The 17,233-nt window shown below is 72.2% G+C and carries 16 protein-coding genes; 7 read left to right on the top strand and 9 right to left on the bottom strand.

The window, feature by feature from the left end; translation table 11 throughout:
• Positions 1-28: 28 nt before the first annotated feature.
• Together ABZ854_RS08625 and ABZ854_RS08620 are read right to left on the bottom strand one after the other, a co-directional pair.
• Positions 29-748 (bottom strand): helix-turn-helix transcriptional regulator, encoded by a 720-nt coding sequence (locus ABZ854_RS08625; protein ID WP_361206355.1) that lies wholly within the window; start codon positions 746-748, stop codon positions 29-31.
• Positions 749-864: 116 nt separating this feature from the next.
• Positions 865-1,725, bottom strand: a complete 861-nt coding sequence (locus tag ABZ854_RS08620; RefSeq protein ID WP_361206352.1) for a 5'-methylthioadenosine/S-adenosylhomocysteine nucleosidase — start codon at positions 1,723-1,725, stop codon at positions 865-867.
• Between the two features lie 26 nt (positions 1,726-1,751).
• Here ABZ854_RS08620 and ABZ854_RS08615 point away from each other — a divergent pair, with 26 nt between their 5' ends.
• Positions 1,752-2,327 (top strand): hypothetical protein, encoded by a 576-nt coding sequence (locus ABZ854_RS08615; protein ID WP_361206349.1) that lies wholly within the window; start codon positions 1,752-1,754, stop codon positions 2,325-2,327.
• An 18-nt stretch (positions 2,328-2,345) separates the two neighbouring features.
• On the opposite strand, the gene ABZ854_RS08610 is transcribed toward ABZ854_RS08615, so the two are convergent.
• A complete protein-coding gene (locus tag ABZ854_RS08610) occupies positions 2,346-3,044 on the bottom strand; it encodes a response regulator (protein ID WP_361206346.1) in 699 nt (232 codons plus the stop codon).
• Between the two features lie 52 nt (positions 3,045-3,096).
• On the bottom strand, positions 3,097-4,734 hold the full coding sequence (locus ABZ854_RS08605) for a sensor histidine kinase (RefSeq protein WP_361206344.1): 1,638 nt from the start codon (positions 4,732-4,734) through the stop codon (positions 3,097-3,099).
• Positions 4,735-4,886: 152 nt separating this feature from the next.
• Between ABZ854_RS08605 and ABZ854_RS08600 the strand changes: the two genes are divergently transcribed.
• Positions 4,887-6,278, top strand: coding sequence for a cation:dicarboxylase symporter family transporter (locus tag ABZ854_RS08600; protein WP_361206341.1), 1,392 nt, complete (start codon positions 4,887-4,889; stop codon positions 6,276-6,278).
• Between the two features lie 100 nt (positions 6,279-6,378).
• A complete protein-coding gene (locus tag ABZ854_RS08595; RefSeq protein WP_361206338.1) occupies positions 6,379-7,143 on the top strand; it encodes a DUF2127 domain-containing protein in 765 nt (254 codons plus the stop codon).
• Here ABZ854_RS08595 and ABZ854_RS08590 read toward each other — a convergent pair.
• Positions 7,140-8,033 (bottom strand): aldo/keto reductase, encoded by an 894-nt coding sequence (locus ABZ854_RS08590; protein ID WP_361206335.1) that lies wholly within the window; start codon positions 8,031-8,033, stop codon positions 7,140-7,142. The genes ABZ854_RS08595 and ABZ854_RS08590 overlap by 4 nt on opposite strands.
• Before the next feature lies 1 nt (position 8,034).
• Positions 8,035-8,955 carry an NAD-dependent epimerase/dehydratase family protein gene (locus ABZ854_RS08585; RefSeq protein ID WP_361206332.1) on the bottom strand — a complete coding sequence of 307 codons (921 nt, stop codon included), beginning with the start codon at positions 8,953-8,955 and terminating at the stop codon, positions 8,035-8,037.
• A gap of 111 nt (positions 8,956-9,066) precedes the next feature.
• Between ABZ854_RS08585 and ABZ854_RS08580 the strand changes: the two genes are divergently transcribed.
• The 4 genes from ABZ854_RS08580 (at position 9,067) to ABZ854_RS08565 (ending at position 12,744) form a co-directional block, all read left to right on the top strand.
• Positions 9,067-9,522, top strand: a complete 456-nt coding sequence (locus ABZ854_RS08580; RefSeq protein WP_361206811.1) for an Lrp/AsnC family transcriptional regulator — start codon at positions 9,067-9,069, stop codon at positions 9,520-9,522.
• A 29-nt stretch (positions 9,523-9,551) separates the two neighbouring features.
• On the top strand, positions 9,552-9,980 hold the full coding sequence (locus ABZ854_RS08575; protein ID WP_361206329.1) for a MerR family transcriptional regulator: 429 nt from the start codon (positions 9,552-9,554) through the stop codon (positions 9,978-9,980).
• A 14-nt stretch (positions 9,981-9,994) separates the two neighbouring features.
• Positions 9,995-10,309 (top strand): thioredoxin, encoded by a 315-nt coding sequence (gene trxA / locus ABZ854_RS08570; RefSeq protein ID WP_361206808.1) that lies wholly within the window; start codon positions 9,995-9,997, stop codon positions 10,307-10,309.
• A 203-nt stretch (positions 10,310-10,512) separates the two neighbouring features.
• Entirely contained in the window at positions 10,513-12,744 is a 2,232-nt protein-coding gene (locus ABZ854_RS08565) for an ATP-dependent DNA helicase (protein ID WP_361206805.1), read from the top strand.
• Positions 12,745-12,753: 9 nt separating this feature from the next.
• Here ABZ854_RS08565 and glgB read toward each other — a convergent pair whose 3' ends face one another.
• From glgB to ABZ854_RS08550, 3 genes are all read right to left on the bottom strand, one after another.
• Positions 12,754-15,087 (bottom strand): 1,4-alpha-glucan branching enzyme, encoded by a 2,334-nt coding sequence (gene glgB / locus ABZ854_RS08560; RefSeq protein WP_361206326.1) that lies wholly within the window; start codon positions 15,085-15,087, stop codon positions 12,754-12,756.
• Complete coding sequence (locus tag ABZ854_RS08555) at positions 15,084-16,508, bottom strand: phosphotransferase (RefSeq protein ID WP_361206323.1); 1,425 nt, start codon at positions 16,506-16,508, stop codon at positions 15,084-15,086. The genes glgB and ABZ854_RS08555 overlap by 4 nt, the downstream gene beginning before the upstream one ends.
• A gap of 194 nt (positions 16,509-16,702) precedes the next feature.
• Positions 16,703-17,233, bottom strand: a 531-nt coding sequence (locus ABZ854_RS08550; RefSeq protein ID WP_361206320.1) for an alpha-glucosidase C-terminal domain-containing protein, incomplete at its 5' end; no start/stop codon positions are given.

The following is a 17,233-nucleotide window of genomic DNA, read 5'->3' as shown; positions in this document are numbered from 1 at the left end:
GGAACCCCCCTCCCGCCGGAGTCACCGGTCAGCCCTCGGCCTCGATCCTTTCCCAGAAGGCGTCCACGATCCGGTCCAGGAAGTCGCGGCCTGCGTCGCTCGACGCGCGTGCCGCGACGTTTCCGCCCCAGCTGAGGCTGGCCACCATCTGCCCCTGGTAGTCGTCGTAGAGCTGCTGGAGCACCCGCTCCAGCGGCTCCCGCTCCACCGGGGCGATCTTCGCGACCGGCCGGACGTAGGCCTGCCAGCGGGTGGAGACGGCGCTGCGCAGCAGGTCGGCGAGCCGGTCCTCACGGCCGGTCACGACGACGAAGTCGGGCGGCGACAGATCCAGGATCTCGGCGAGAGAGGCGGCCTGCCGGTCGGTGCCGCGCCAGTCGCCGCTCTCCTCCATGCGCAGGTATCCGCGCAGGTCGACGCCGACGGCACGGGCCACGTCCTCGGGGGCGAGCGCCCGCGAGATCCGGTGCTCCCGCAGGGTCCTGGGCCGGCCGATCAACTCGCCCGGCGAACACCACAGCACGCCCGCGAGAGCGGTCAGTTCCGGGCTGGCGGGCGCGGTGACACCGCGCTCCCAGGCGACCACGAGGTCGGGGGTGACGTACGGCAGTCCGTACGACACGCGCATGCCGTACGCGACGTGCTCGGGGCCCATGCCGAGCGCGGCGCGCAGCCGGCGGGCGGCCGGGGCGTTGAACGGGGGAGTTGAGGGTTGGGGTTGAGGTGAGGGTTGACGCACTCGGCACAAGGTAGGGGCGGGCCGGGCGCGATGACTACGGGCCGTTCCGCCAGGATCACTGATTGTATGAACGTACGATTCCGTCCGTTCGGTATGTTCCGTCCGTTCGGTACGTACCGGACGCCTCAGTCGTCGCCGGTGCGTTTCCCGGTGACCGGGCCGTGGAACGTGCCGCCCCGGAAGTCGATGTGGTCGCCCGCGCGGTCTCCCCCTCCGCCGCCCTCCCCGGCACCGGCCGGGTGCTCCGGGCCCCCGCCGCGCGGCCGGTACTTCCGCAGGAGCGCGCAGGCCACCACCGCCGCCCGCTCGGCCGCCCGCTGCTGCGAGCCCCGGCCGTCGTCCGCGCTCTTCCCGGCGTCCGCGTGGTCGCTGACGCCCCGGACGACGAGGGCCTCGACGCCGCCGAGGTGGGCCGCGTGGGCCGCGCCCGAGCCCTCCATCTCGATGGCGGCCGCGTCCTGGTAGTGCCGGCGGATGTGCCGCGTGATCCCGGAGGCGTCATCGGCGAGGACGACGTCCCCGGTGGCGATCGGCTTGAAGTGGGCCCGCACGTCCGGCATGTCCCGCACGGCCGAACGAGCCGCCTGAACCAGCGCGTTGGAGCCCGACCAGGCCTCGGGGCGCACCAGCAGGCCCTCCGGGGTCTGCTTGCCGCCGTGGATGGCGTACACCTTGGTGCCCACGACCACGTCCCCGAGGCCGATGTCGTCCTTGAGGCTCCCGGCCACCCCCACGAACAGCACGGCCCGCGGGCGCAGCCAGCCGATCAGCGAGGCGGTCAGCGCGGCCGAGTTCCGGGCGCCCTCGCCCAGTTCGGCGGCCGCGATCCGCCAGGGCGTGCCGGGCAGCCGGCCCAGCTCGACGATCGTCCCGTCGCCGGGGTGCGTGCGTTCCTCCCGCTCCTCGACGTGGGCGCGCACCGCCGCGTACTCCAGCGCGAGTGCGGTCAGGACCAGAACAGTGGGCTGCGTATCCGGCACACTCATAACGTACTGCCGGGGAAGGGGTTCGAGTGGCGGAACGGGATGTGACCGTCGGGCAGTTGCTGCTCGCCGAGTACCAGACGATCAAGGACGAGCAGAAGACCCGCATCGGCTTCCGGGACAACCTGCTGTACGTCACCCTCACCGTCGTGGCCGCAGTGATCGCCGCCGCGGCGCAGGCCAAGCGGACGGAGATGCTGCTGGCGCTGCCGCCGGTGTGTGTCGTCCTCGGCTGGACCTACCTGGTCAACGACCAGAAGATCTCGGCCATCGGGGCCTATGTCCGGGGCGACTTGGGGCCCCGGCTCGCCACGGCGGCCGGCCGGGACGGCGCCGACGTCTTCCGGTGGGAGGCCGCGCACCGCTCGGACCCCCGCCGGTTCTCACGGAAGGCCGCGCAGTGCGCGGTCGACCTCCTCGCCTTCTGCGTCGTCCCGTTCAGCGCCCTCGTCGTCCACTGGGTGGCGGGCGACCCGTCGACCGGCCTGCTTCTTCTGTCCGCCCTGGAGGCGCTGTCGGTCCTGGCGCTGGCGGCGTACATCGTCCAGTACGCCCTGCCGTTCCGCCCGGCGAGCGAGCCGGGAGCCGGACCGGCGGTCCAGTGAGGCCCGGGTGGTCCGGCGTCACCGCCCGGACGGCACCCCCCGGACCCACCGGTACACCAGCTCGGGGCGGCCCACCTGGCCGTACACCGGTTTGCGTTCGGCGCGGCCCGCTTCCACCAGGTGTTCCAGGTAGCGGCGGGCGGTGATGCGGGAGATGCCGACCGCTTCCGCGACGCCGGCCGCCGTGAAGCCTTCCGGGGCGTCGCGCAGGGCGCCGGTGACGCGTTCCAGGGTGGGTCCGCTGAGGCCCTTCGGGAGGGCCGCCGGGGTCGGGGCGCGCAGGACCGCGAGGGCCCGGTCGACCTCGTCCTGCCCGCTCGCCTCGCCCACCGCCGCGTGGAACTCGGCGTACCGGACCAGGCGGTCCCGGAGCGTCGCGAACGTGAACGGCTTCAGGACGTACTGGACGACGCCGAGCGAGACCCCCTCCCGGACCACCGCGAGATCCCGCGCCGAGGTGACCGCTATGACGTCGGCGTGATGCCCGGCCCCGCGCAGCGACCGCGCCAGCTGAAGCCCGTGCACGTCCGGCAGGTGCAGGTCGAGCAGCAGCAGGTCGACGGGCGTCCGGTCGAGGAACCTGCGCGCCTCGGCTCCCGAGTGCACCTTGCCCACGGCGACGAACCCCGGCACCCGGCCGACGTACATCACGTGCGCGTCGGCGGCCACCGGGTCGTCCTCGACCACGAGGACCCGGATGGGGCGGTCCCCGCTCACGCGTCGCCTCCCGGCACCGGGGCCGGCCCCACGACCGTGTGCCCGTCCTGGCTCATGCCTCGCCTCCCGGTACCCGGGTCGGCCCCACCACCGTGTGCAACGGCAAACGTGCCTCGAACACCGCGCCACCCTCCTCGGCCTCCGCGACCGTCAACGTGCCCTCGTGCCGGCCCACCGCCTGGCGGACCAGGGCCAGCCCGAGGCCCCGCCCGCCGGGCCCGGACGGCTTCGTCGAGAACCCCCGTTGGAATACCAGGTCGGCGTGGGCCGGGTCGACACCCGTCCCCGTGTCGGACACCCGCAGGACCAGTTCGGCGGCCTCCGTGTACGCCGTCACCGTCACCCGGGCCCGCACACTGCCCTGTGCCGCGTCCACCGCGTTGTCGATGAGGTTGCCGAGGATCGTCACCAGGTCCCGCGCGGTCAGGTCGGGCGGCAGCAGCCCGTCGTCGAGCCGGCTGTCCGCCGACACGACCAGCTCCACGCCCCGCTCGTTGGCCTGCGCGGTCTTGCCCAGCAGCAGCGCGGCCAGCACCGGCTCGCCGACCGCCGCCACCACCTGGTCGGTGAGCGCCTGCGCCAGCTCCAGCTCGGCCGTCGCGAAGTCCACCGCCTCCTCGGCCCGCCCCAGCTCGATCAGCGAGACCACCGTGTGCAGCCGGTTCGCCGCCTCGTGCGCCTGCGACCGCAGCGCCAGCGTGAAGCCCCGCTCCGAGTCCAACTCACCCATCAACGACTGGAGTTCGGTCACGTCCCGAAGGGTGACGACCGTGCCGCGGCGCTCCCCGCCCGACACCGGTGAGGTGTTCACCACCAGCACCCGGTCGGCCGCCAGATGCACCTCGTCCACGCGCGGCTCGGACGCCAGCAGCGCCCCGGTCAGCGGGGCGGGCAGGCCCAGCCCGGTCACCGAGCCGCCGACGACGTCCGCGTCCCGGTCCACGCCCAGTAGTTCCCGCCCGCCGTCGTTGATCAGCGCCACTCTGTACTGCGCGTCCAGCATCAGCAGCCCCTCGCGCACGGCGTGCAGCGCGGCCTGGTGGTAGTCGTGCATCCGGCTCAGCTCGTCGGCGTTCATGTTGTGGGTGTGCCGGCGCAGCCGCGCGTTGATGACGTAGGTGGCGACCGCGCCGAGCACCAGGATGCCGCCCGCGACCCCGAACAGCGCGGTGACCTCCTCCTGGATCCGGTTGCTGATCGCCTCCACCTTGATGCCGGCGCTGACCAGGCCGATGACGTGCCCGTTCTCCTCGATGGGGGTGACCGCGCGGACGGACGGGCCGAGGGTGCCGGTGTAGGTCTCGGTGAAGGTCTCGCCGTGCTGGGCGGGCGCGATGGTGCCGATGAAGTGCCGGCCGATCTCGTCGGGTTTGGGGTGGGTCCAGCGGATGCCCCCCGGCGTCATGATCGTCACGAAGTCCACGCCGGTGTCCTTCTGCACCTTCAGGGCGTACGGCTGGAGGTCGGCCGAGGGGCTCGGGGTGTGGATGGCGGAGCGGACCGAGGGGGAATCGGCGATCGAGCGGGCCACCGCCGTGGCCTGGCGGCGGGCCGCGCCCTCGGCCTGCCCCCGGTCGCTGACGAACGTGAACAGTGCGTATCCGGCCACGACCAGCGCGAGCAGCACGGCCTGCATGGCGAACAGCTGGCCCGCCAGGCTGCGAGGTCTCGGGAGGACGGAGAGGCGCATGCCGTCAGTCTGCCTCTCGGTTGTGGCGTGAACTAAATGTACGGAAGGGTGACCGCCCTCACAGCGGCGCGACATAGTCACGGCATCCCCGAAAACCCCCGGACGTGAGCCGCACGCCGGTGACACCGACGAAGACGTCAAGGAGGGCCGCCGTGACCAGCGCAGCAGCTACGGCACCTGCCGCACCCCCCGCCAAGCGGGACCGCTCCCATCTCCTCTATCTCGCGGTGATCATCGCGGTCGCCCTCGGTATCGCCGTCGGATTCGCCGCACCCGACTTCGCCAAGGAGCTCAAGCCGCTCGGCACGGGCTTCGTCAACCTGATCAAGATGATGATCGCGCCGATCATCTTCTGCACGATCGTGACCGGTGTCGGGTCGATCCGCAGCGCCGCGAAGGTCGGCAAGCTGGGCGGCCTCGCGCTCACCTACTTCATCGGCATGTCGTTCGTGGCGCTGGCCATCGGTCTGGTCGTCGGCAACGTCCTGCACCCGGGCCAGGGCATGCACCTGACCGAGTCGGTGAAGCAGGTCGGCCACACCCAGGCGGCCTCCGGCAGCGAGGGCCTGGTCGACTTCCTGCTGAGCATCATCCCCACCAGCTTCGCCTCCGCCTTCACCGGCGGCGTGGTCCTCCAGACCCTGCTGATCGCCCTGCTGGTCGGCTTCGCGATCCAGTCGATGGGCAAGGCCGGCGAGCCGATCCTGCGCGGTGTCGGGCACATCCAGAAGCTGGTCTTCCGCGTCCTGACCATGATCATGTGGGCGGCCCCGGTCGGCGCGTTCGGCGCCATCGCGGCGGTCGTCGGCGAGACCGGCGTCGACGCCCTGAAGGCCCTCGGCACGATCATGCTGGCCTTCTACATCACCTGCGTCCTCTTCGTCGGCGTGGTGCTCGGCCCGATGCTGTGGTTCGTCGCCAAGGTCAACCTGTTCAAGCTGCTGAAGTACCTGGGCCGCGAGTACCTGCTCATCCTGTCCACCTCGTCGTCCGACGTGGCGCTGCCCCGCCTGATCGCCAAGATGGAGCACCTGGGCGTCAGCCGTCCCGTCGTCGGCATCACGGTGCCGACCGGCTACTCCTTCAACCTCGACGGCACCATGATCTACCTGACCATGGCGTCCCTGTTCATCGCCGACGCCATGGGCCAGCCCCTGCACCTGGGCGAGCAGATCACCCTGCTGCTGTTCATGATGGTCGCCTCCAAGGGCGCGGCGGGCGTCTCCGGTGCCGGCCTGGCCACCCTCGCCGGCGCCCTCCAGACGCACCGGCCGGCCCTGGTGGACGGCGTCGGCCTCATCGTCGGCATCGACCGCTTCATGAGCGAGGCCCGCGCGCTGACCAACTTCTCGGGCAACGCGGTGGCCACCGTCCTGATCGGCGCGTGGACCAAGGAGATCGACAAGGCCCGCGTGGAGGAGGTCCTGTCCGGACGGCTGCCGTTCGACGAGAAGACGCTGCTGGACGATGTTCACGGGGCGGTTCCCGCCGCGGAGGTGCCGGAACAGCGTGAAGAGGGGGAGAAGGAGTTGGCCTCGGCCTAGGGGTGGGTTCAGACTGACGTGCCGTGCCGGATCAACCGGAACGGCACGTTCGTCTGTGGCGTCTGTAGGCGTGACGTCTGTGTGCATGGAGGCACGGGGGATGAAGATCGACTGGGACCGGCGGACCTGCGCGCGCAAGGGGCACGTGACCTACGCGCCCGACGACCCGCGCCTGCGGGTACGGCTGCACGCGCAGACCGCGCTCGGCGACGTCTGGCGCTGCCTGCGCTGCGGCGACTTCGTGCTCGGCGAGCCGCACGGCGCCGGCGCGGCCGCGGACGCGCCGCTGGTGCCGCGCGGAAAGGTGCTGCGGGACCTGTTCATCCTGCGCTTCCTCGCGATCGAGCGGGCGGTCCGCGGCGTCTTCATCGTGCTGGTCGCGGTGGCGGTCTGGAAGTTCAGCAACAGCCAGGACGCGGTACGGCGGCTGTTCAACGAGTACCTGGACGTCCTCCGCCCCGTCTTCAAGCACTTCCACTACGACCTGGACCACTCCCCGGTCGTCGGCTCCGTACAGAAGGCCTTCGGCTACAGGCACAGCACCCTGCTGCTGGTCGCCGCCCTGCTCCTCGCCTACGCGCTCGTCGAACTGATCGAGGCGGTCGGCCTCTGGTACGCCAAGCGCTGGGCGGAGTACCTGACGGTGGTCGCGACGGCCGCCTTCCTGCCGCTGGAGGTCTACGAACTCACCGAGCACATCAGCTGGCTGAAGATCGCCACCCTGGTCCTCAACATCCTCGCCGTCCTCTACATCGCCGTCGCCAAGCGCCTCTTCGGCCTCCGCGGCGGCCGCCGGGCCTTCGACGAGGAACGCCGGAGCGCGTCGCTGCTGGAGGTGGAGGAGTCGGCGGGGGTGCCCGTCTAGCCGGCAGGCACGTGCGCCAGGCGGGCCGACTCCTCCGCGGTCAGGGTCAGGTCCGCCGCTCCCGCCGAGTCCCGGATCGTCTCCGGACGACTCGCACCGGGGATGGGGATCACGGTGGGGGAGAGCGACGTCAGCCAGGCCAGGCAGACCTGCTGGGGGCTCACCCCGCGCTCGCGCGCCACGTCCGCGAACACCGCGAACCGGCCGGGGCCACCGCCGAGGCGTGACGGCCCGTCCAGCGAACTGCGCGAGATGCCGCCCAGGGGACTCCAGGGCAGGAACGCGAGCCCCAGTTCGGCACAGAGCCGCAGCTCCGGCTCGCTGTCGCGGACCTCGGGCGAGTACCGGTTCTGCACCGACACCAGCCGGTCGCCCAGCATGGCGTGGGCCCGCCTGATCTGGTCCGCGTCCACGTTGGACAGGCCCGCCAGCCGGATCGTCCCCGCGTCGAGCAGGTCGCCGAGCGCGCCGACCGACTCCTTGAAGGGGACGGCGGGGTCGGACTTGTGCAGCTGGTACAGCCCGATCGCGTCGACCCCGAGCCGCCGTGCGGACGCCTCCGCCGCCGCCTTCAGGTGGTCCGGTGCGCCCGTCACCGTCCAGTCGCCGTCCGCGGACCGGCCCCGGCCGCCCTTCGTGGCCACCAGGACCTGGCCGGTGTCACCGCCGTAGGACTTCAGGGCGCGGGCGAGGAGCCGTTCGTTGTGGCCGGGGTCCTCGCCAGGCCGGTGGTAGGAGTCGGCCGTGTCCAGCAGGGTCACCCCGGCGTCCAGGGCCGCGTGGACCGTGGCGACGGCGCGCGCCTCGTCCGGCCTGCCCTCGATCGACAGCGGCATGGCGCCGAGCCCGACCGCGCTCACCTTCAGTCCGCCGAGCGTGCGGTACCGCATGTCAGTCGTCCTTTCCCAGGGTCTCGGCGACCGCGCGCGGCAGCCACTGCCGTACGTCACCGAAGGTGAAACCGAGCCGCGTGGCCCGGGAGTTGTCCATGGCGTAGCCACGGCGGAAGGCGAAGGGGGCGCCCTCGGCGGACCCGGTGACCTCGAACACCGTCTTCCCCTCGGGGAGGGCCGCCGCCACCGCCGTGGCCAACTCCCTCGCGTCCAGCGTCCCGTGGGAGGCCGCGTTGACCGGCCCGGTGAACCGCGCGCCCGCCGCCCAGTGCAGGAAGCCGGCGATCTCCTCGACGTGGATGTAGGTCGCGGGCCGCGGGTGCGGCGGTACGGCGATGGAGGCGCCGGCGCGGATCCGGTCGACGTAGTGGGCGATCCTCCCGGTGAAGTCGTCGTTGCCGCCCAGCACATGAGCCACCCGGACCGGCACGAACGGCAGGTCCGGTCCGGCCGCGGTGAACACCGCCTCCGCCTGCCGTTTGCCCTCACCGTAGTGGGCGTCGAGGAAGTCCGTGTCGTGCCACGGCAGTTCGAGGTCGACAGCGACGGCGGCCGGCTCCACCGCGCTCTCCGGGACCGGTGCCGCCGAGTCCTCGTGCTCGTACACCTCGACGGTCGACGTCATCACATAGCGGCCGGTGCGGCCCGCGAGCACCCGGCGGGCGATCTCCGCCTGGCGCGGGGTGTAGCAGACCTGGTCCACCACGACGTCGAACCGGCGCGCACCGATCGCCTCGGCCAGCGCCGCCTCGTCGTCCCGGTCCGCCACCAGATGCGCCACCCCCGGTGGCGGCGCGGACGACCCCCGGTTCAGGACCGTGACCCGGTCACCGGACTCCACCAGCCGTCTGATGAGCCGCTTGCCGAAGTAGCGGCTGCCGCCGATGACCAGGACCTCTCGGGCGTGTGCTGTTGCCATGGCGATAATTCTCCGGATGCGCATCCCCGTTCTGAAGGAGGCAACATGGGAGATCCGGTCACCGCACCGAAAGAATCACGGCATCTGCGCTCTGTGGCCGGTGAAACACCGGTGACCTTCGACGCGGTGGACCAGCGGATCCTCCACCTGCTGCAGACCGACGGACGGATCAAGCTCAGCGAGCTGGGCCGGCGGGTCAGCCTGAGCCCGGCGGCGGTCACCGAGCGGGTGCGCCGGCTGGAGGCGGCGGGCGTGGTCGAGGGCTACGGCGCGCACGTCGTGCCCGGCCGGCTCGGCTACGGCATCCAGGCGTTCATCCGGGTCAACCCGCACGGCGGCTACACCCTGAAGCATCCGAGGACCCTGGAGCTGATCGACCGCCCGGAGATCACTGAGGTGCACCACGTCGTCGGCGAGGACTGCTGGATCCTGAAGGCGGCCGTCACCGACACCGTCCACCTGGAGGAGATCCTGGAACAGACGGCGGTCCTGGGCCGTACGACCACGTCGATCGTGCTGTCCTCGCCGGTGCGCCGCAAACCGCTGCTTCCGCCCGCCTTGCCTTGACGCCGACGTCAACGCCTACCGTCGGGGACATGCGAATCGGCGAGCTGGCCGCGCGGGCCGGGACCACCACGCGCACCCTGCGCTACTACGAGGCACGGGGACTGCTGCCCGCACGGCGGGACGAGCACGGGTACCGCACGTACGACGAGGACGACGTCAGGCTGCTCGACCAGATCCGGACCCTGCGGGACGTGGGGTTCGACCTGGAGGAGACGCGGCCGTTCGTGGAGTGTCTGCGGGCCGGGCACCCCGAGGGCGACTCGTGCCCGGCGTCGCTCGTGGTCTACCGGCGCAAGCTGGACGAGCTGGACGCGCTCATCGGGCAGCTCCAGGGGGCCCGGGAGAAGGTCGCGGGCCAGTTGCGGCGGGCCGAGGAGGCCCGGGACGTGCTGGCCGCCGAGACGCTGGCTCCGGGGGGTCCGGAGCCCGTGTGCGAACTGGGAGGGCTGACGCGGTGAGCTTGGTGAGCGGACTGGACGAGGTGACGGACGCCGACTTCGCGGCGGAGGTGCTCGGCGCCGATCTGCCGGTGCTGGTGCAGTTCACGGCCGACTGGTGCGGGCCGTGCCGGCAGCTGGCGCCGGTGCTGAGGGACATCGCCTCCGAGGAGGGGGACCGGCTGAGGATCGTGCAGATCGACGTGGACCGGAACCCGGAGACGACGGTGGCCTACAACGTGCTGTCGACGCCGACGCTGATGGTCTTCGACGGCGGCGAACCGGTCCGGTCGATGGTCGGGGCCCGGCCCAAGCGGCGGCTGCTGGAGGAACTGGCCGACGTGATGTGACGGACCGCCCTCGCCCCCGGGGCGAGGGCGCCGGAAGCCGAAAAAATCCCCCGAGGAATTGCGCTCGGGGGATTTCTCTGCGTATATTCGGTGATTCGCGACTTCAATTCGGAAAAGGTCGCGGAGAAGTTCACTGGGCAGAGTGTATCCGGGCGGGAGTGGAATTGTCAAACACGTCAAACACCGGCTTTCCGGACGATGAATTGCGCCACGAGCAGGAATTCATCGACGGACTGTACGCGCGCGTCGACGCCCTGCGCGGGGACACCGAGACCGCCGTCGGGACCGCGCTCGCCCAGGGCAGCACACCCATGCAGGCCCGGCTGGAGCGGGACATCCTCGTCGCCGAACGCTCCGGGCTGCTCGCCGCGCTGAACGCCGTCGACGGCTCGCTCTGCTTCGGCCGGATCGACCTCACCGGCGGCACGACCCGCCACATCGGCCGCATCGGGCTGCGCGCGGACGACACCGAACGCACCCCCGTCCTGATCGACTGGCGCGCCGACGTCGCCCGCCCGTTCTACCTCGCCACCGGCCACACCCCGATGGGTCTGCGCCGCCGCCGGCACATCGCCACCGACGGCCGCACCGTGACCCACCTGCACGACGAGATCCTCGACCTCGGCGACCAGGAGCGCACCGGCCACGAGGACCACGACGGCGACGCCGTGCTGCTCGCCGCGCTCAACTCCGCCCGCACCGGCCGCATGGGCGACATCGTGCGGACCATCCAGGCCGACCAGGACCGCATCATCCGGGCACCGCACCGCGGAGTCCTCGTCGTCGAGGGCGGCCCCGGCACCGGCAAGACCGCGGTCGCCCTGCACCGGGCCGCCTACCTCCTCTACGAGCACCGCGAACTGCTGGCCCGCCGGGCCGTCCTCATCGTCGGCCCCAACCCCGCCTTCCTCGGCTACATCGGCGAGGTGCTGCCCTCCCTCGGCGAGACCGGCGTCCTGCTGGCCACCGTCGGCGAGCTGTACCCCGGCGTGAAGGCCACCGCCACCGACACCCCCGAGGCCGCCGCCGTCAAGGGCCGCGCCGGCATGGCCGACGTGCTCGCCGCCGTCGTACGCGACCGGCAGGCCCTGCCCGATCCGGTCATCACCGTCGAGCACGAGCGCGAGGTGCTGATGCTCGACGACGGTCTCGTGGCCGTCGCCCGCGACCGCACCCGCGCCGCCGGGCTGTCGCACAACGCGGCCCGCGAGCACTTCGAGGGCCACATTCTCAACACCCTCACCGAGCTGTACGCCGAACGCGTGGGCACCGACCCCTACGACGGCTCCAGCCTCCTCACGCCCGCCGACATCACCCAGATCCGCGACGAACTCGCCGAGAACCCCGAGGTCTGGTCCGCCATCGACCAGCTGTGGCCGCGGCTCACCCCGCGGCGGCTGGTCGCCGACTTCCTCGCGGACCCCGAGGGTTACGTCTCCGACGCCGACGCCGCCGCGATCCGCCGCCCGGTGACCCGGCACTGGACCGTCGCCGACGTTCCCCTCCTCGACGAGGCCGCCGAACTCCTCGGCGAGGACGACCGCCTCGCCCGCGCCCGCGCCGAACGCGACCGGGACACCCAGATCGCCTACGCGCAGGGCGTGCTCGACGTGTCGTACGCCTCCCGCACCTACGAGTTCGAGGACAAGGACGAGGGGGACTCCGAGGTCCTGTCCGCGCACGACATCATCGACGCCGAACGCTTCGCCGAACGGCACGAGGAGGCCGACCACCGCAGCGCCGCCGAACGCGCCGCCGCCGACCGGACCTGGGCGTTCGGGCACATCATCGTCGACGAGGCGCAGGAACTCTCACCCATGGCCTGGCGGCTGCTGATGCGGCGCAGCCCGACCCGCTCCATGACCCTGGTCGGCGACCCGGCGCAGACCGCCGAGGCGGCCGGCGTCGGCTCCTGGGCGGACATCCTCACGCCGTACGTCGAGGACCGCTGGGAACACACCCGCCTCGGCGTCAACTACCGCACCCCGGCCGAGATCATGGACCTGGCGGCGGGCGTGGTGCGCGCCGAGAACCCCGGCTTCGAGCCGCCCAGCTCGGTCCGCTCCACGGGAGTACGGCCCTGGGTGCGGGACGCGGGCGACGACCTGCCCGGCGCGGTCGCCAAGGCGGTCGCCGAACTCACCCCCGCCGAGGGCCGGCTGGCCGTCATCGCCCCGCGCGAACTGCACCGTTCCCTCGCCGCCCACCTGGACGGGGTGAGCGCCGGCCCGGAACCCGACCTCACCCACACCGTCGTCCTCCTCGACCCGCGCCAGTCCAAGGGCCTGGAGTTCGACTCGGTCCTGGTCGTGGAACCGGCCCGCTACGGCACCAGCGACCTGTACGTGGCCCTGACCCGCGCCACCCAGCGCCTCGGGGTGCTGCACACCGGTGCGCTCCCGCAGGCGCTGGCCGACGCGGCCTCCGCATCGTAGGGGCGGCCGTCAGGCGGGCCGCAGCCAGAGCGTGGACAGCGGGGGCAGGGTGAGGCGGACATTCGCCGGGCGGCCGTGCCAGGGCCGGGGTTCCGGTTTGACGACGTCCGCTTCGGTGAGACCGCCGCCGCCGTAGCGGACGGCGTCCGTGTTGAGGCACTCGTGCCAGGCCGGGACGTCGTCGGGGACACCGATCCGGTAGTCGTGGCGGACCACCGGGGCGAAGTGGGACACCGCTAGGAGCGGCGTGCCGTCGGCGTCGTGGCGCAGGAAGGCGAGGACGTTGTCGTCCGCCGCGTCCCCGCTGATCCACTCGAAGCCCGCCGGGTCGGTGTCCCGCTGCCACAGCGGCGGAGCCGCCCGGTACAGCGCGTTCAGGTCCCGGACGAGGTCCCGTACGCCCCGGTGGTCCGCCTCCGCGCCGTACGCCGGATCCAGCAGCCACCAGTCCGGGCCGTGCGCCTCCGACCACTCCGCGCCCTGCGCGAACTCCTGCCCCATGAAGAGGAGTTGCTTGCCGGGATGCGCCCACATGAAGCCCAGGTAGGCGCGCAGCCCGGCCCGCTGCTGCCACCAGTCGCCCGGCATCTTCGACACCAGCGACCGCTTGCCGTGCACCACCTCGTCGTGGGAGATCGGCAGGACGTAGTTCTCGCTGTAGGCGTACACCATCGAGAACGTCAGCTCGCCGTGGTGGTACGCCCGGTGCACCGGTTCACGGCTCATGTACTGGAGCGAGTCGTGCATCCAGCCCATGTTCCACTTCAGCCCGAACCCGAGCCCGCCGAACCCGCTCGGCCCCTGGTGGTGCGTGGGCCGGGTGACGCCGTCCCAGGCCGTCGACTCCTCGGCCACGGTCACCACTCCCGGGCAGCGCCGGTACACGGTGGCGTTCATCTCCTGGAGGAACGCCACCGCGTCCAGGTTCTCCCGGCCGCCGTGCTCGTTCGGCGTCCACTGGCCAGGCTCACGTGAGTAGTCCAGGTAGAGCATCGAGGCGACGGCGTCCACCCGCAGCCCGTCGATGTGGAACTCCTCGCACCAGTACACCGCGTTGGCGACCAGGAAGTTGCGCACCTCCCGCCGCCCGAAGTCGAACTCCAGCGTGCCCCAGTCCGGATGCGCGGCGCGCAGCGGATCGTGGTGCTCGTACAGCGGACGCCCGTCGAACTCGGCCAGCGCCCAGTCGTCCCGCGGGAAGTGGGCCGGTACCCAGTCCATCAGCACGCCGATGCCGGCCTGGTGCAGCCGGTCCACCAGGTACTTGAAGTCGTCCGGGGTGCCGAGGCGGGCCGTCGGGGCGTAGAAGCCCGTCACCTGATAGCCCCAGGAGCCGCCGAAGGGATGCTCGGCGACCGGCATCAGCTCCACGTGAGTGAAGCCCATGTCCTTGACGTACGCGGGGAGTTGCTCGGCAAGGTCGCGGTACGACAGTCCCGGCCGCCAGGACGGCAGGTGCACCTCGTACACCGAGAACGGCGCCTCGTGCACCGGCGTGTCCGCGCGGTGTGCCATCCATTCAGCGTCCTCCCACGCGTGGTGCGAGGCGTGCACGATCGACGACGTGGCCGGCGGGACTTCGGTACGGCGGGCCAGCGGATCGGCGCGCAGCGTGCGGGTCCCGTCCGGGCGGGTGATCTCGAACTTGTACAGCTCGCCCTCGCCGACACCGGGCACGAACAGCTCCCACACCCCGGACGAGCCGAGCGAGCGCATCGGATGACCGGCGCCGTCCCAGAAGTCGAAGCCACCGGCGACCCGCACGCCCCGCGCGTTCGGCGCCCACACCGAGAACCCGGTGCCGGTCACGCCCTGGTGGGTCATGACGTGCGCCCCGAGCACCCGCCACAGCTGCTCGTGCCGGCCCTCTCCGATCAGGTGCAGGTCCAGCTCACCGAGCGTGGGCAGGAAGCGGTAGGGGTCCTCGGTCTCCAGGGCGGGGCCGTCGTACGCCACCAGCAGCCGGTAGACGGGGACCTCGGCGAGCGGGAGCAGCCCGGAGAAGAAGCCGTCGCCGTCGTCGTGCAGGTCCGCCCGCAGCTCACCGGAGACGACGCCGACCGAGCGGGCGTACGGCCGGAACGCGCGGAACGCGACCCCGCCGGGCACCGGATGGGCGCCGAGCACCGCGTGCGGATCGTGGTGCGAGCCGGACAGCAGCCGCTCACGGTCAATCGCGCCCAGGGCAGGGCTGACGGGGGCGGCCTCGGCCGGGGGCGGCTGAGGTGCGCGGGCCGCCGGAACCCGGGCAGCCCCCTGCTTCCTGGCCTTGCCGGACCTACCGGCCGCCTTGGCGGTCTTGCCGGTCGCGCTCTTCGCACTGGCTGACTTCTTGGACGTCACGGACGGGTCTCCCTGGCGAGGGTCGGGTCGGACGTGGCGAGGCGGCGGACCGCCGACAGAGGCACGTGCAGCCACTCGGGGCGGTGCCGTGCCTCGTAGACGACTTCGTAGACGGCCTTGTCGGTCTCACAGGCCCGCAGCATGACCGGATCGGTGCGCGGGTCACGGCCGGCGGCCTCCGCGTACCCCGCGCAGTACGCGGACCGGCACGCGTGCGCCCAGTCCGGCGCGGGCGGGCTCACCGAGTGGGCCGCGTAGTCGAAGGAGCGCAGCATCCCGGCGACGTCGCGCACCGGCGCCTGCGGCATGCGCCGTTCGGCCAGCGGCCGGGCCGGCTCGCCCTCGAAGTCGATCAGCGACCAGCTCCCGGTGGGGGAGCGCAGGCACTGTCCGAGGTGCAGGTCGCCGTGGATCCGCTGGGCGGTCCAGGTGCTGCCCTCGGCGGCCAGCTCGGCCAGCGCCTCGTAGGCGGAGCGCAGCCCCTCCTCGTACGGCCGTAACAGAGGCACCGCCTGTACGGCCGCGGCCAGCCGCTCGGTCATGCCGTCCACGAGCAGTCTCAGCGCCGCTTGGCCGAGCGTCACCGTGGGCAGGGCGCGGGCGAGGGCGGTGTGCACCTCGGCGGTGGCCCGGCCCAGCGCCCGTGCCTCGGCGGCGAAGTCCTCGCCCTTGGCCAGCTCGCGCAGCGCCAGTTCCCAGCCGTCGCCGGCGCCGCGCACGAACGGCTGGAGCACTCCGAGGACGTACGGCTCCGGGTCCAGCTCCTGACGTATCCACGCCGTCGGCGGGGGCACCCGGGGGCAGCCCTCGCGGGCCAGGGCCAGGGGTATCTCCAGGTCGGGGTTGACGCCGGGCACGACCCTGCGCAGCAGCTTCAAGATGAACGTGTCGCCGTAGACCACCGAGGAGTTGGACTGCTCGGCGGTCAGCAGCCGGGCCACCAGCCCGGCGCGTATCGCCTGCCCCGCGTCCCCCTCGAAACGGAGCCCGCCGACGCGCGCCCGGGTGCGCAGGGCCTCCAGGAGCACTTCGGCCGGCCGGGGGTCGTACAGGGCCTCGTACACCGTGCGTCCGGCGAGCGGCCCCTCGTCCACGTGTCCGATCAGCGCGGGCGCCAGCCGGGGCGGCAGCGCCTCGCGCACGCCTATCAGCAGCTGGTAGCAGTCGCCGGGGTGTGTCGGTGCGTCCGGCGTGGACGGCTGGTGCACGCGCAGCAGCAGGTGGTACAGGCCCAGCCGGCCGTCCGGGGGGAGGAGTTCGGTGGCGGCCACGGGGGTGAACCCGGTGACCGGACGTCCCTTCCCCGCGAACCACCGCTGCCTCGGCAGCCACTCCCGCAACAGCGGATCGAGCGACGCGAGGAGGGGACCGGGACTGGTCGAGCCGGAGGTGGTGCCGAACAGGGTGACCGTTTCCGCCATGGGCGTCACGTCCTTTTCCCCGTAGTCGGGGTGTCACTGATGCGTGCCCCGGTCGGGCCGACGGAAACCGCCCGCCGCCGGGGGCTGTGGAGCGCCCCGAAGGGGCGCGGGGCTGTGCCTATGTGCGGCTCCGCCGCGTGGGCGCGACCAGCCCCCACCGGCCGGCAGCCGAACCGTTCACCCGGAGCCGAGTGCTACGCCTCACGGCGCAGCCGGAACCAGTAGAAGCCGTGGCCGCCGAGGGTCAGCAGGTACGGCAGGTCGCCGATCGCCGGGAAACGGACCCCGCCGAACAGTTCGACCGGGTGCCGGCCGCCGAACCGGCTGAGATCCAGCTCGGTGGGCTGTGCGAACCGGGAGAAGTTGTGGACGCACAGCACCAGGTCGTCCTCTCCGTCCTTGGTCAAGGGGGCCTCCCGGAGGAACGCGAGCACCGCCGGGTTGGAGGACGGCAACTCGGTGTAGGACCCCAGTCCGAAGGCAGGATTCTGCTTGCGGATCTCGATCATGCGGCGGGTCCAGTGCAGCAGCGACGACGGCGACGACATGGACGCCTCGACGTTGGTGACCTGGTAGCCGTGGACGGGGTCCATGATCGTGGGCAGGAACAGCCGTCCCGGATCGCAGGACGAGAACCCGGCGTTGCGGTCGGGTGTCCACTGCATGGGGGTGCGTACGGCGTCGCGGTCGCCGAGCCAGATGTTGTCGCCCATGCCGATCTCGTC

Source organism: Streptomyces sp. NPDC047028 (assembly GCF_040644095.1).
GTDB lineage: Bacteria > Actinomycetota > Actinomycetes > Streptomycetales > Streptomycetaceae > Streptomyces.
Note: the sequence above shows the minus strand (reverse complement) of the source record. Positions and strands in the feature narration are given on the sequence as shown.

Bases quoted from the DNA above. Each gene is read 5' to 3' on its own strand.
- ABZ854_RS08620 (WP_361206352.1), bottom strand. From the start codon at position 1,725: ATGAGTGTGCCGGATACGCAGCCCACTGTTCTGGTCCTGACCGCACTC.
- ABZ854_RS08605 (WP_361206344.1), bottom strand. From the start codon at position 4,734: ATGCGCCTCTCCGTCCTCCCGAGACCTCGCAGCCTGGCGGGCCAGCTG.
- ABZ854_RS08595 (WP_361206338.1), top strand. From the start codon at position 6,379: ATGAAGATCGACTGGGACCGGCGGACCTGCGCGCGCAAGGGGCACGTG.
- ABZ854_RS08590 (WP_361206335.1), bottom strand. From the start codon at position 8,033: ATGCGGTACCGCACGCTCGGCGGACTGAAGGTGAGCGCGGTCGGGCTC.
- ABZ854_RS08585 (WP_361206332.1), bottom strand. From the start codon at position 8,955: ATGGCAACAGCACACGCCCGAGAGGTCCTGGTCATCGGCGGCAGCCGC.
- ABZ854_RS08575 (WP_361206329.1), top strand. From the start codon at position 9,552: ATGCGAATCGGCGAGCTGGCCGCGCGGGCCGGGACCACCACGCGCACC.
- ABZ854_RS08555 (WP_361206323.1), bottom strand. From the start codon at position 16,508: ATGGCGGAAACGGTCACCCTGTTCGGCACCACCTCCGGCTCGACCAGT.